The organism is Burkholderia ubonensis (genome assembly GCF_902833085.1).
Taxonomy (GTDB): Bacteria; Pseudomonadota; Gammaproteobacteria; order Burkholderiales; family Burkholderiaceae; genus Burkholderia; species Burkholderia ubonensis.
Map to the genome: position 1 here is coordinate 44,372 of NZ_CADFEB010000012.1, position 14,342 is coordinate 58,713.

Consider the following 14,342-nt stretch of genomic DNA (forward strand, 5'->3'; position numbering starts at 1 on the left):
CTCCAGAAATCCTTGATTGCTGCGCGAAAACCTGCTTTTTTGGGCTGTTTCGCGCGCCGAATTCAACTCTGTTCCCGAAATAAGTCCGCTCGCGCCGTTTTCAAGACCCGACAAGCGATGCGGCTATTAAATTTTTTCAATCGCCGGACGGTGCCGGATCGCCGGCCGCCGGAGCGCCGGCTGCCACGATCTTCGCCCGCGCTGCCGCCACCGCCGCCTGGAACTGCGCGAGACCGTGCCAGCCGGTCGCGCGGCCGAGCCGCCTGCCGCGGTGAAAGAAGAACCACGTCGGCACGCCGTGCAGCCCGAAGCGTCGACCGAGGTCGCGGTGTTCGTAGACGTTGCTGTGGAACCACTTCAGGCCCAGCGCGCGGATGGCGTCCGGCTGCGCGAGCATCGCCTTCTTCGCGATTTCGCAGTTGAAGCAGTCGACGCCCCAGAAGAACACCACGGCGAGCGCGTCACCCGCGCCCGCGAGGCCGGCGTCGAACGTGTCGGCCGACAGCGCCTGCATGTCGAACGCGGCGAACGCGGCCGGATCGACGCCGGCGGGCACCATGGCGGCAGCCTTACTTCGGTTGCGCAACCGTGACGAGCGCCGGGCGCAGCACGCGGTCGGCGATCGTATAGCCCTTCTGCAGCACGGTGACGACGGTGTTCGGCTCCTGCTCGGCCGGCACCATCGAGATCGCCTGATGCTGGTGCGGATCGAACTTCTCCCCGACCGGGTTGATCGCGACGACGCGCCCCTTCTCGAGCGCGCTCGTCAGCTGGCGCAGCGTCAGCTCGACGCCCTCGCGCACCTTCGCGAGGTCGCCGGACGTGTCGCCCACCGCCGCCTCGAGGCTGTCCAGCACCGGCAGCAGGTGCTCCGCAAAGCTCTCGATCGCGAATTTGTGCGCCTTCGCGACGTCGTCCTGCGCACGGCGGCGCACGTTCTCGGTCTCGGCCTTCGCCCGCAGGAAGCTTTCCTGCAGCTCGGCGACCTTGGCTTGAGCCTCGGCGAGCGCCGCTTCGGCGGCTTCGACAGCCGGCGCGGCGCCCTGCGCCGCCTGCGTCTCGCTGCCGATGTCTTCGGCCGATTGGGTAGCCGGGTTCTCTTGCGTGTTTTCCATGTCGCTGAAAGTCGATTAGAGGTTGAAGCCAAACCGGCAACCGTCTGACGAATCGTCGACGGCGCCGCACATTAGTGGTGCAGATAAGGGCGAAAACACCGACTTCAAGAGGGTTATTCGCGCGCATTCGCCAACGCCGCGAATCAACCGCGCCGTCCGCGGCAACCACCGCCCGGGCGGTCGAAACGACCTGTAACAACGCTTACCCGGCGAGTACTAGCCCGCCTCCGGGCGCTGCACTACACTGCATTTCAGGCATCGGGCGGCGCGTTTACCCTGACCCGACCGTTGCCCGAACTCCACCAGGCGCCATTTTCACCCGTCTTCTCGAGGGGAGTACCGTGAAACTGACCTTTGCCATATCGGTGGTCGCGCTGGTACTCATTGCTGGCACCACCACCATCTGCCTGTCCGGCGCGGTCACCGACCGCACGACCGAATACGGCAGCGTACAGGCGACGCTGGACCAGATGTTCAGCTCCCACCCGAAAATCTGTCGATGATGCGACGGTCGCGTTTCGTCGGCCGGCCGTGCAGTTCGGCCGCCGGCTCGTGGAACGTGCGTCGCCGCTCCTGTTCGGCGAGCCGCGCGGCCCGCCCGGATTCCGTCTCCGCGTATAGCGTCTGCGCGACGCTCGCCGGCCCGCGCACGTCGCACACGCCCAGCACGGCAATGTGCCAGACGATGCCGTCGATCGCAATCTCGACCTCGTCGCCGACGCGCACCTCCTTGGCCGGCTTGACCGGCGCGCCGCCGATCCGCACCCGCCCCTTGTCGACCGCGTCGGTGGCGAGCGAGCGCGTCTTGAAGAACCGGGCGGCCCACAGCCACTTGTCGATGCGCAGCCGCGCGCCCGGCTCGGTGGAAATCTTGTAGTTCATGTCAGCCTCCGCCGGGCCGCCCCAAGGGGGCTGACCGCCCCCATCGGGGGCAGCGAACAAAGTGAGCGTGGGGGTCGTTTCATTTCAGCCCACGGTTTCCGGCTGCGCCGCCTTGACCGGCCAGCCCTGCAGATTCTCGGCGACGATCTCGCCGAGCGCGCCGATCCACGCATGCGCGCCGTTCAGGCACGGAATACGGTGGAACGCCTTGCCGCCGCCCGCGACGAATTCGTCGCGCACTTCCATCCCGATCTCCTCGATCGTCTCGAGGCAGTCGGCCGTGAAGCCCGGACAGAACACGTCCGCGCGCCGCACGCCCGCTTCGCCGAGCTCGCGCAGCGTCGGCGCGGTGTACGGCTGCAGCCATTCGGCCTTGCCGAAACGCGACTGAAAGGTCACGCGGCATTCGATCGTCGACAGCCCGAGCGCCATCATCAGCAGCGCGGCCGTCTGCTGGCACTGGTCGTGATAGGGATCGCCGAGGTCGAGCGTGCGCTTCGGCACGCCGTGAAAGCTCAGCACCAGCTTGTCGCCGGCCGCGAAATCGGGCCGCCCGTGCTGCGCCCAGTATTGCCGCACCTGCTCGGCGAGCGCGTGGATATACGCCGGATGATCGGCGTAATGACGCACGGTGCGGACTTCCGGCTGGTTGCGCATGCGCGCGAGCGCGTTGAACGCCGCGTCGAAGGCGGTCGCCGTCGTCGACGCTGAATATTGCGGATACATCGGCATCAGCAGCACGCGCTCGACGCCAGCGCGCTTGAGCTGCGAGAGCACCTGCGAGATGCTGGGGCTGCCGTAGCGCATCGCGTAGTCGACCAGCACCTGATAGCCGTTCGACGCGAGCAGGTGGCGCACGCCGTCGACCTGGCGCTCGGTGTGCACGCGCAGCGGCGAGCCTTCGGGCATCCATACGGCCGCGTATTTCTTCGCGGACGCGCGGCCGCGCAACGGCAGGATCAGCGTGCGCAGCAGGACCTGCCAGATCGCCTGCGGGATTTCGACCACGCGGGGATCGGACAGGAATTCGGCGAGATAGCGGCGGACGGCGCGCGGCGTCGGCGCGTCGGGCGTGCCGAGGTTGATCAGCAGCACCGCGATGCGATGGGCGGCTGCGACGCTCGATGGCGGCTCAAGATCGAAGCGCATAAGCAAGGACGTGCTCGAGGCACGAAACCGGACGGCTTTCAATTATAGCGGGCCGTCCTGCAAGGAGTGACTGGCCGTTCGGCCGATTGCGGCGCGCAGCGCGCCGCGGCACGATGGCGGGAACCGTTATTGCTGGCTGAGCGTGAGCGACAGCAGGCGCGCGGTGATGTCGACGATCGGGATCACCCGGTTGTACGCCATCCGGGTCGGGCCGATCACGCCGAGCGTGCCGACGATCTGGCCGTTCACCTCGTAGGGCGCGGTGACGACGCTCATTTCCTCGATCGGCACGAGCGTCGATTCGCCGCCGATGAAGATCTGCACGCCCTGCGCATGGCTCGACACGTCGAGCAGCTGCAGGAGGCCGGTCTTCTGGTCGAACACGTCGAACAGCTTGCGCAGCCGCGCCATGTCGGACGACAGGTCGGCGACCTCGAGCAGGTTGCGCTCGCCGGAAATGAGCACGGTGTCTTCCGTATCCGGCACCTCGGTGCTCGCGGTCACGGCCGCGTGCATCAGCGCGGTCATGTCGCCGCGCAGCTGGTCGATCTCGTCGCGCAGGCGGCGGCGCACCTCGTCGAACGACAGGCCGGCGAAATGCGCGTTGATGTAGTTGGACGCCTCGGTCAGCTGCGACGGCGAGTAGTCGCGCGGCGTCGCGAGCATCCGGTTCTGCACGTCGCCTTCGGGGGTGACGATGATGAGCAGGATGCGCTTGTCGGACAGGCGCATGAACTCGATCTGCTTGAACACGTGGCTGCGGCGCGGCGTCAGCACGACGCCCGCGAACTGCGACAGGTTCGACAGCACGCTCGCCGCGGCCGCGACCACCTTCTGCTGCGGCTCGCCGGCCTGCAGCGTGGTCTGGACCTGGCGGGCGACCGCCTCGGCGTCGATCGGCGTCTCGACCGTCAGCATCGTGTCGACGAACAGGCGGTAGCCGCGCGGGGTCGGCACCCGACCGGCCGACGTGTGCGGGCTCGAGACGAGGCCGAGCTCCTCCAGGTCGGACATCACGTTGCGGATCGTCGCCGGGCTCAGCTCCAGCCCGGAATAACGAGACAACGTGCGCGATCCGACCGGCTGACCGTCGGCGATATACCGTTCGATCAGGGTTTTCAGGAGGGTTCGTGCGCGAGGATCTAGCATGGTGGAAAATTTTAGCGCAACCGCGCGACTGCGGCGAGTGGCCGCGCCCGGCACGCAAACGGGCCGGGCGCGGCGCCCGGGGCCGCAAACGGTTCTTTTCGTCAACGAGCTATGGTGTAATGCCGCCATGAAAACCGGTAATCAGTTCCATACTGTCGCGCTCGTCGGCCGGAGCAACACGCCCGGCATCGCCGAGCCGCTCGCCACGCTGGCCGATTGCCTCGCGAAGGGGGGCTTCGAGGTGGTCTTCGAAGCCGACACCGCGCGCGAGTTCGGCATCGCCGGCTACCCGGCGCTCACCCCGGCCGAAATCGGGGCGCGCGCCGACGTGGCGGTCGTGCTCGGCGGCGACGGCACGATGCTCGGCATCGGCCGGCAGCTCGCGCCGTACAAGACGCCGCTGATCGGGATCAACCACGGGCGGCTCGGCTTCGTCACGGACATCGCGGCGGCCGACATGCAGGCGCGCGTCCCGGTGATGCTGTCCGGCAAGTTCGAGCGCGAGGAACGGTCGCTGCTCGAGGCCCGGATCATGCGCAACGGCGAACCGATCTACCACGCGCTCGCGTTCAACGACGTCGTCGTGAACCGCAGCGGCTTTTCCGGGATGGTCGAGCTGCGCGCGACGGTGGACGGCCGGTACATGTACAACCAGCGCTCGGACGGCCTGATCGTCGCGACGCCGACCGGCTCGACCGCGTACGCGCTGTCGTCGGCCGGGCCGATCCTCCATCCGCAGCTGCAGGGCATCGTGCTCGTGCCGATCGCGCCGCATGCGCTGTCGAACCGGCCGATCGTGCTGCCCGACGACACCCGGATCGCGATCCAGATCGTCGGCGGGCGCGACGTCAACGTGAATTTCGACATGCAGTCGTTTACCGCGCTCGAACTGAACGACACGATCGAGGTGCGCCGCTCGAAGCACACCGTGCCGTTCCTGCACCCGATCGGCTACAGCTATTACGCGACGCTGCGCAAGAAGCTGCACTGGAACGAGCACGCCTCGAACGAAGACGACGACACGGCGTCCTGACGCCCAACCGCCCGACACCATGCTCCGCCACCTCTCGATCCGCGACTTCGTCATCGTCGCCGCGCTCGATCTCGAATTCGACAGCGGCTTTACCGTCTTCTCCGGCGAGACCGGCGCCGGCAAATCGATCCTGATCGACGCGCTCGCGCTGGCGCTCGGCGAACGCGCCGACGCGAGCGTCGTGCGCACCGGCTGCGGCCGCGCCGACATCACCGCCGAATTCACCCAGCACGACCGCATCGCGCGCTGGCTCGACGAGCACGCGTTCGACGCCGAGGACACCGTGATGCTGCGCCGCGTGATCGACGCGAACGGCCGCTCGCGCGCGTTCATCAACGGCACCAGCGCGACGCTCGCGCAACTGCGCGAAGTCGGCGAGATGCTCGTCGACATCCACGGCCAGCACGCGCACCAGTTGCTGATGCGGCCGGATGCGCAGCGCGAGCTGTTCGACACTCATGCCGGCCTCGTCGCCGACGCCGCGAACGTCGCGCGCGCGTGGCGCGTGTGGCGCGACGCGACCCAGGCGATCGACGCGGCGAAGGCGCACGAGCGCGAACTGCAGCTCGAACGCGAAAAGCTCGCGTGGCAGCTCGCCGAGCTCGACAAGCTCGCGCCGCAGCCCGGCGAATGGGACGAGGTCAGCAACGAGCACAAGCGCCTGTCGCATTCAGCGAACCTGTTCGACGGCGTGCAGGGCGCGCTCAACGCGCTGTCCGAAGCGGACGACGCGATGCTCGCGCAGCTCGGCGCGATCGTGTCGAAGCTGCGCAGCCTCGCCGACTACGATCCGGCGCTCGGCGATGCGCTCGCGTCGCTCGAGCCGGCCGAAATCCAGCTGCAGGAGGCCGTCTACTCGCTGTCGCACTACGTGCAGCGCCTCGATCTCGACCCGAACCGGCTCGCGCAGGTCGAAACGCGTCTCGACGCGCTGCATTCGACCGCCCGCAAATTCCGCCTGCCGCCCGACACGCTGCACGAGGAGCACGCGGCGCGGCGCGCGCAGCTGGCCGCGCTCGACGCCGCCGCCGACCTCGGCGCGCTGCACGCCGCGCAGGCCAAGGCGAGGGATGCGTACCTCGTCGACGCGCATCGCCTGTCGAAGGCGCGCGCGCAGGCGGCCAAGGCACTCGGCACGGCCGTGACCGCCGGCATGCAGGAGCTGTCGATGGCGGGCGGCAGCTTCGAGGTCGCGCTCGTGCCGCTCGCCGACGGCGGCCCGCACGGCCTCGAACAGGTCGAGTTCCGCGTCGCCGGACACCCGGGCGTGCCGCTGCGGCCGCTCGCGAAGGTCGCGTCGGGCGGTGAGCTCGCGCGGGTCAGCCTCGCGCTCGCGGTCATCGCGAGCGCCGCGAGCCCGACGCCGACGCTGATCTTCGACGAAGTCGATACGGGAATCGGCGGCGGCGTCGCCGAAGTGGTCGGCCGGCTGCTGCACCAGTTGGGCCGCGACCGGCAGGTGCTGTGCGTGACCCATCTGCCGCAGGTCGCGGCGCGCGGCGACCAGCACTTCCAGGTCGCGAAGGGCGCCGACGACAACGGCGGCACCGTGTCGACGGTCGTTCCGCTCGACAAGGCGAGCCGCGTCGAGGAAGTCGCGCGGATGCTCGGCGGGCTCGAGATCACGGCAACGACGCGCAAGCACGCGAAGGAAATGCTGGCGGCCTGACTGGCCGCTCTTCCGCCGAAAGCGGTTGGGGCTTGGGGCTCGATCCCGGATTCAGCTTCGGCCTCGGGCCAGGATGACAAGCCGAGCGCTTCGACCGCTCTCCCCCGACCGCCGTCAAAGCCCTACCGCCGTCAGCCCGCAGTCCCTGCCACCCCGAACACCCGCTCCCACAACGCCGTCACCACCGCCCGCTCGTCGGCGACCATCGCCGGATCGACCCGCGCCTTCTCCATCCCGTCGAGCCGCAGCTTGTGCTGCAGCTTCCGGTACGTGCGATAGGCCGCGCCGACGCGTTCGGCTTCCGCCTCGCTCATCAGCCCGAAGCGCGCGACCTCGCGCAGCAGCGCGATGTTGCCGGTATTGCGAATCAGCTCCGGATCGCGCGACGCGTGCAGCAGCACCCAGTACTGGACGATGAACTCGATGTCCACCATCCCGCCGCGGTCGTGCTTCAGGTCGAACAGCTCGCCGTGGTTCGGATGGCCGGCGAACACCTTGTCGCGCATGTCGACGATTTCCTTCGCGAGCACGGCCGCGTCGCGCGGCATCGTCAGCACCTGCTGGCGGATCGCCTCGAACGCCGCGCCGATCTGCGCGTCGCCCGCGCTGTAGCGCGCCCGCGTCAGCGCCTGGTGCTCCCAGACCCACGCGGTGTTCGCCGCGTCGCCCTCGCGCAGCTGGTAGCGGCGGAACGCGTCGAGATCGGTGACGAGCAGCCCGGCCTCGCCGTTCGGCCGCAGCCGCAGGTCGATGTCGAACAGCGCGCCCGCGCCGGTGGCCGTCGTCAGCCACGTGATCAGCCGCCGCGTGAACGTCGTGTAGACGTCCGCCGCGCGCTCGTCCGGGTCGTCGTACAGGAAAATCAGGTCGAGATCCGACGCATAGCCGAGCTCCTTGCCGCCCAGCTTGCCGTACGCGATCACCGCAAATTTCGGCACGTCGCAGTGGCGCTTCGCGAGCTGCGACCAGACGATCTCGATCGTCACGTCGAGCACCGCGTCGGCCAGCTCGGACAGGCGGTCGCTGATGTGCTCGACCGACAGCTGCCCGGCGAGATCGATCAGCAGGATGCGGAACACCTCCGCGTGCTGCGCGTGGCGCAGCAGGTCCATCTGCTGCTCGGGGCCGTCGGCCGCCGCGAGCCGCGCGCGCAGCGCATGCTTGAACGCGGGCCAGTCGAACGGGCTCGCGATCGCCTCGTCGTCGAGCAGCTCGTCGAGCAGCTGCGGATGCCGGATCAGGTAGCCGCCGCCCCAGCGCGTCGCGCCGAGCACCGACAGCACGCGGTCGAGCGCCGCCGGGTACTCGGTCAGCAGCGCGAGATAGACGCCGCGCCGGCTGACCGTCTCGAGCAGGTCGAACAGCCGCACGATCGTGTCGTCGCGGTGCGCGGCGTCGATCCGCGGCGCCGCCTCGAGCGCGCGCTGCGCGACGCTGTCGAAGCGCTGGCGGCTCTTTTCCGCGAGGCCCGTGTAGCGCGACGACCGCCAGACCGCGCGCAGGCGCGTCAGCACGGCCTGCGGATCGCCGAAGCCGAGGCTTTCCAGACGGGCTGCCAGCGTATCGTCCGCACCGTCGTCGGCGAGCGCGCCGCTCCAGATCCAGGCCGCCTCGCTGTCGTCGGCGGCGCCGCATGGCCCGCCGCTGACCTTGTCCGCGAAGATCTGGTCGAACTGCGCCTCGACGAAGGTCCGGTGGCCGTCGAGCACCGTCATCAGCGCCGCATAGTCGGCCTGGCCGAGCGACGCCGCCAGCGCCGCGCGCTCGTCGGCGTCGACCGGCATCGCGTGCGTCTGCGCGTCGTTGCGGTATTGCAGCCGGTGCTCGAGCGTGCGCAGGAAGCGGTACGCGTCGGCGAGCCGCGCCTCGACGTCGTCGCCGATCAGCCCGCGCGCCTGCGCATGGCGCAGCACGGCGAGCGTCGGCCGCACGCGAAAGCCCGCGTCCTGGCCCCCGCGGATCAGCTGGAACACCTGCGCGCTGAATTCGATCTCGCGGATCCCGCCGCGCCCGAGCTTGATGTCGTCGGCCTTGTCCGGCCGCATCGACGCGCGGCGCGCGGCTTCCTGGCGGATCTGCTGGTGCAGCGAGCGGATCGCGCCGATCACGCCGAAATCGAGGTAGCGCCGGTAGACGAACGGCTTGACGATCGCGTCGAGCTGCGTCGCGAGCCGCCGGGCCGCGTCGCTCTGCCCTTCCGACACGAGCCGGCCCTTGATCCACGCATAGCGCTCCCACTCGCGCCCCTGCACGTAGAAATATTCCTCGAGCATCCCGATGCTGCACACGAGCGGCCCGGAATCGCCGTTCGGGCGCAGCCGCATGTCGACGCGGAACACGTAGCCGTCGGCCGTCACCTCCGACAGTACGCCGATCAGGCGCCGGCCGAGCCGCGTGAAGTATTCCTGCGTCGACAGCGCCGCGCGGGTGCCGCCCGTCGTCTCGCCGTCGTCCTCGTAGACGAAGATCAGGTCGATGTCGGACGACACGTTCAGCTCGCGCCCGCCCAGCTTGCCCATCCCGACCACGCCGAGCGCGACGCGCTGGCCGTCGGCGCCGCGCGGCTCGCCGTACAGCGCGTCGAGCTCGGCCGACAGCAGCGCGAGCGCGCGCTGCACGGCCACCTCGGCGAGATCGGTCATCGCGCCCGTGACCTCGGCGACGTCGGCAAGCCCGCGCAGGTCGCGCTCGGCGACCGCGCCGAACACCTCGGCGCGCAACTGGCGGAGTGCCTTCTTGAACTGGTCCTCGGTCGGCGCGGCCCCTGCGGCGAGCGCCGCGAGCAGCTCGTCGAGCCGCGTTTCGAGCTGCGCGCGGGACAAGGGCGCGGCCGCCCACGCGGCGATCCGGCCGGCGAGCGCGGGGCGCGCCGCGACCGCGCGCGCCAGATAGTGGGAATAGGACGTGCTGATCAGGGCTGAAGCGTCGGTCATCGAGATGCGGGCCTTGCGCAAGAATCGGGCGACATGGGGAACGTGCACGCGCTGCCGCGAGCGCGGCAGGCGCACGATCGCGCGCCGGGAAGCCCGTGCCGCGCCGCCGCAACGGCCGCCGGCACGGACCCGTGTGATACATTTCAACGTCAGTTCGCAAACTACCACACCGCCGCCCGTCCGCCGCATGTCCGACCGTCAGGAATCCGCCGTAGCAGTGCCCAAAGCGGGACCTCCGAAGCACGATCATCCGGTATTGCGCCGCGTGTTCAGGATCACGCTGGCGATCGGGGCGGGCACCTACTTCGTCGCGTCGGGCGCATTCCTCGGGCTGCGCTACGTGCTGCTGCCCCGCGTCGACGATTACCGGCCGCGCATCGAGCGGTTCGTTTCCGACAAGCTCCACGCGCAGTTGTCGATCGGCAAGCTGGCGCCCCACTGGTCCGGCATGCAGCCCGGCGTCGAAGTCACCGGGCTGACGATCCGCGGCCGCGACGGCCGGGTCGCGCTGTCGGTGCCGCATGCGACCGCTGCGCTGTCCTGGTGGTCGCTGCTGCGCCTGTCGCCCGCGCTGTCGAGCCTGATCGTCGACCAGCCGGACCTGGTCGTCGAGCGCACCGCGGACGGCGAGCTGTTCATCGCCGGGGTCGGCGTGCCGACCACCCACGGCGGCAACGACGACACGTTCAGCACCTGGCTTCTCAAGCAGGAAGCGATCGTGCTGCGCGGCGGCACGCTGCGCTGGCGCGACGCGCGGCACGACGCGCCGGAGCTCGCGCTGGCCGGGATCCGGCTCGCGGTGCTCAACGACGGGCGCGTCCACCGGGCGGCGCTGCAGGCGCCCGCGAACGGCACGCTGCTGCGCGGCCCGCTGGATTTCCGCGCGCGCTTCACGCACAAGGCGCTCGGGCCGGTGGGCAAGCCGACGAACTGGACCGGCGATGCGTACCTGTCGACCGGTCCCGTCGACCTGCCGACCCTCGCCCGCTACGTGAACATGCCGTTCACGATGTACGCGGGCCGGATCGACAACGCGATCTGGGCGACCTTCCGGGACGGCCGCCTGCGCTCGGCGGGCGGCAACCTGCAGGGCGCGGACGTCGCGCTGCGGGTGCGGCCGACGCAGCCGCGGCTCGACGTGCCGATCGCCCGCTTCGGCTGGGACATGACGATGGACCCCGGCCACGACTACTCGCTGCACCTGTCGCGCTTTCACGCGGAGCTGGGCCAGCCGCCGCTGCCGGACGGCTCGCCGCTCGCCCGCTCGCTCGGCATGGCGACGCTCACCGCGCGCTACCGGGTGCCGTCCGCGAGCCAGGGGCAACTGATCAGCGTGGCCGGCGACCGCGTCGATCTCGGCATTCTCAGCGAATTCATCCGCGGGCTGCCGCTGCCGGCCCACCTGCGCAACGAGCTCGTGCGGGTCGACCCGCGCGGGATGGTGTCGAACTATCACATCGAGGTCGAGCGCGCGAAGCCGGCGAAGGCCGAGCTCGCCGAAGAAGAGAAGCGCACCGGCGCCGCACCGGTCGTCCGCTACCGCTTCCTCGGCGACCTGCAGGGCATCAGCTTCGCCGCGCAGGAGCCGCCGCCCGGCCTGTCCGCGCGCGGCCATCCGCGCGCCGGCTGGCCGGGAATCGAAAACCTGTGGGGCCGCGTCGACGCGACCGAGACGGGCGGCGTCGCGCATTTCGACACGGTCAACGCCGCGGTCACGGTGCCCGGCGAGTTCGACGAGCCGCGCCTCACGTTCGACCGGCTGCGCGGCAACGCGAAATGGGTCGTCACGCCGGCACCGGGCGAGAAGCACGCGCGCGTCGACGTGACGGTGCCCGACCTGCTCGTGTCGAACCCGGACGCCGAGATCGCGGTGTCCGGCAGCTACACGAACCCGGGCCACGGCCGCGGCTCGCTCGACCTGCGCGCCGACTTCGCGCGCGCCGCGGTCGCGCGCATCCCGCGCTACCTGCCGACCGGCATGGCCGAGCACCTGCGCCAGTATCTCGGCCACGCGCTGCAGGCGGGACAGGTCACCAAGGGTGCGTCGATCGTCGCGCGCGGCCCGCTCGAGACGTTCCCGTACGAGCACGACCCGAGCGGCGGCGTGTTCCACATCGTCGCGCCGTTCACCGGCGGCAAGTTCGAGCCGACCCCGTTCCCGCCGCACACGCTCGCGAACGGCACGCAGAGCGTGTGGCCCGCACTCACCGGCATCGACGGCGTGTTCGAGCTCGAGCAGAACAAGCTGCGCTTCGACATCGCCCGCGCATCCTACAAGCAGGTCGCGCTGACGAAGGTCCGCGGCCGGATCGACGACCTCGGCCGCCCGGTCACGTCGCCGCTCGTGATCGAAGGCGACGCGCGCGGCCCGCTCGCCGACCTGATCGACTATGCGAACAACAGCACGCTCGGCAGCCTGAGCGGCCACGTCGGCGAACGGATCGACGCGCAAGGGCCCGCGACGCTCGCGCTCAAGCTGACGATCCCGCAGCGGATCGCACACCAGCACACGAGCGTCGAAGGCGCGCTCGCGTTCGGCGGCAACACGCTGTCGACCGACGGCGTGCCGCCGCTGTCCGCGCTGCGCGGCAGCGTGCGTTTCACGCAGTCCGGCGCGGCGCTCGACAACCTCTCCGCCCGCTTCCTCGGCGGCCCGGTGCGCGCGAACGGCAGCCTGACGTCGCACGGCCCGTACGCGTTCGACGTCGACGGCCGGCTCGCGCTCGACGCCGCGCGCGGCCTGAACCTGCACGGCCCCGCGGCCGCGCTGCTCGAGCACGTGGTCGGCGACGCGCCGTACCGGATCGCCGTGCGCGGCACGCCGGGCCGCCTGCCCGACGTGACGGCCCACTCCGACCTGACGGGCGTCGCGCTGAACTTCCCGGCGCCGTTCGCGAAGCCCGCGGGCACACCGATGCCGTTCAGCTTCACGCTGCGGCCGGCGGCGCCGCAGACGGACGCGCGGCGCCTCGAGCACGCCGACCTGACGCTCGGCCCGATCGCCGCGACCTACGTGCTCGACGCGACGCGCGGCCAGCCGCTGCGCGCGGTGCGCGGCGCGATGGGGATCCACCGGATGCCCGACGTGCCGCAGGAAGGCGTGAGCGCGGCCGTCGACGTCGGCGAGCTGGACGCCGACGCGTGGCTCGCGCTCGCGCACACGCTGCGCAGCCCGCAGCGCGCGCAGGAGCCGCAGGCGGCCGAACGCATCGATCTCGCGAGCTTCGCGCCGAAGCGCTTCGCGTTCCATTTCGGCACGCTGAAGCTGCTCAAGCGCAACTGGGAAAACGTGATCGTCGGCGCGTCGCACGTCGACGAGCTGTGGCAGGCGAACATCGCGTCGAACCAGGTGTCCGGCTACCTGTCGTGGGCGCCGGGCGGCGGCAACAACGGCGCGGGCGTGCTGAACGCGCGGCTCGCGAAGCTCGTGATTCCGCAGAGCGCCGAGCAGGACCTCGTCGGCCGCGCGATGAACCTGCCGACGCCGGCCGACCGCCCGATTCCGTCGATCGACCTCGTCGTCGACGAAGTCGTCGAGCGAGGCCACGACATCGGCCGGCTGGTCGTCAACGCGCGCAACGTCGAGGAAGACGGCGTGCCGGTCTGGCAGCTCGACAAGCTGGAGCTGTCGAACCCGGCGGCGAAACTGACCGCGACCGGCAACTGGCGCACGTCGCGCCGGGCGCTCGCGCGCGGCGCCGACGAAGCCGATGCGCCGCGCCGCAGCGTGTTCGACTTCAAGCTCGACATCGACAATGCCGGCGCGCTGCTCGACCGCGTCGGCCTGCCCCGCACCGTCGGGGACGGCCACGGCACGCTGACCGGCAAGGTCGGCTGGCGCGGCGGCCCGACGGCGCTCGACTACCCGTCGCTCAACGGCCATCTCGCGCTCGAGCTCGAGCACGGCGAGATCCTGAAGGTCGATCCGGGCGCGGCGAAGCTGCTCGGCGTGCTGAGCCTGCAGAGCCTCGCGCGCTTCCTGACGCTCAATTTCCGCGAAGTCATCGGCAAGGGGCTGCCGTTCGAGAAGATCACCGGCACCGGCCAGATCACCAACGGCATCGCGCGCACCGACGATTTCGAGATGACGACGTCGCCCGCGAAGGTCACGCTGAAGGGCTCGGTCGACCTCGGCGCGGAGACGCAGGACCTGCGCGCGCACGTTGCGCCGAAGATCGGCGCCGGCACGGCGGCGATCGCGGCCGCGATCATCAACCCGCTGCTCGGCGTCGGCGTGCTGGCCGCGAACTACGCGCTGTCGGAAACGCTGTCGCGCGCGTTCGCGATCGACTACGCGATCAACGGCTCGTGGGCGCATCCGCACATCGAGCGGGTGCGGGGCGATCAGGGTAAGATGAATCACGACGCGGCCGGCACGTCGAACCCCTGAGCCGCACGGGCCGCACCCCATT

10 protein-coding genes are annotated in these 14,342 nt (G+C 70.3%); 4 read left to right on the forward strand and 6 right to left on the reverse strand.

Annotated features, from left to right (window positions below):
* Positions 1 to 136: 136 nt before the first annotated feature.
* The gene (locus HWX31_RS30300) at positions 137 to 559 is read right to left on the reverse strand and encodes a thioredoxin family protein (protein ID WP_174964089.1); all 423 of its coding nucleotides are present in this window, start codon (positions 557 to 559) and stop codon (positions 137 to 139) included.
* Between the two features lie 10 nt (positions 560 to 569).
* Complete coding sequence (gene grpE / locus HWX31_RS30305) at positions 570 to 1,115, reverse strand: nucleotide exchange factor GrpE (protein WP_059611175.1); 546 nt, start codon at positions 1,113 to 1,115, stop codon at positions 570 to 572.
* A 341-nt stretch (positions 1,116 to 1,456) separates the two neighbouring features.
* Between grpE and HWX31_RS30310 the strand changes: the two genes are divergently transcribed.
* The gene (locus HWX31_RS30310) at positions 1,457 to 1,618 is read left to right on the forward strand and encodes a hypothetical protein (RefSeq protein ID WP_174964088.1); all 162 of its coding nucleotides are present in this window, start codon (positions 1,457 to 1,459) and stop codon (positions 1,616 to 1,618) included.
* On the opposite strand, the gene HWX31_RS30315 is transcribed toward HWX31_RS30310, so the two are convergent.
* From HWX31_RS30315 to hrcA, 3 genes are all read right to left on the reverse strand, one after another.
* Positions 1,590 to 1,997 carry an RNA-binding S4 domain-containing protein gene (locus HWX31_RS30315; RefSeq protein ID WP_174964087.1) on the reverse strand — a complete coding sequence of 136 codons (408 nt, stop codon included), beginning with the start codon at positions 1,995 to 1,997 and terminating at the stop codon, positions 1,590 to 1,592. The two genes, HWX31_RS30310 and HWX31_RS30315, sit on opposite strands and share 29 nt — an antisense overlap.
* A gap of 84 nt (positions 1,998 to 2,081) precedes the next feature.
* On the reverse strand, positions 2,082 to 3,146 hold the full coding sequence (gene hemH, locus HWX31_RS30320) for a ferrochelatase (protein ID WP_174964086.1): 1,065 nt from the start codon (positions 3,144 to 3,146) through the stop codon (positions 2,082 to 2,084).
* Between the two features lie 126 nt (positions 3,147 to 3,272).
* Entirely contained in the window at positions 3,273 to 4,295 is a 1,023-nt protein-coding gene (gene hrcA / locus HWX31_RS30325) for a heat-inducible transcriptional repressor HrcA (protein ID WP_174964085.1), read from the reverse strand.
* A 127-nt stretch (positions 4,296 to 4,422) separates the two neighbouring features.
* Between hrcA and HWX31_RS30330 the strand changes: the two genes are divergently transcribed.
* Together HWX31_RS30330 and recN are read left to right on the forward strand one after the other, a co-directional pair.
* Positions 4,423 to 5,328, forward strand: coding sequence for an NAD kinase (locus HWX31_RS30330; protein ID WP_174964084.1), 906 nt, complete (start codon positions 4,423 to 4,425; stop codon positions 5,326 to 5,328).
* A gap of 19 nt (positions 5,329 to 5,347) precedes the next feature.
* Positions 5,348 to 6,997 (forward strand): DNA repair protein RecN, encoded by a 1,650-nt coding sequence (recN, locus tag HWX31_RS30335; RefSeq protein WP_174964083.1) that lies wholly within the window; start codon positions 5,348 to 5,350, stop codon positions 6,995 to 6,997.
* 131 nt (positions 6,998 to 7,128) lie between these two features.
* On the opposite strand, the gene glnE is transcribed toward recN, so the two are convergent.
* Positions 7,129 to 9,930 carry a bifunctional [glutamate--ammonia ligase]-adenylyl-L-tyrosine phosphorylase/[glutamate--ammonia-ligase] adenylyltransferase gene (glnE, locus tag HWX31_RS30340; RefSeq protein ID WP_174964082.1) on the reverse strand — a complete coding sequence of 934 codons (2,802 nt, stop codon included), beginning with the start codon at positions 9,928 to 9,930 and terminating at the stop codon, positions 7,129 to 7,131.
* 187 nt (positions 9,931 to 10,117) lie between these two features.
* On the opposite strand from glnE, the gene HWX31_RS30345 reads away from it, so the two are divergent.
* Entirely contained in the window at positions 10,118 to 14,320 is a 4,203-nt protein-coding gene (locus HWX31_RS30345) for a YhdP family phospholipid transporter (protein WP_174964081.1), read from the forward strand.
* Positions 14,321 to 14,342: the final 22 nt, after the last annotated feature.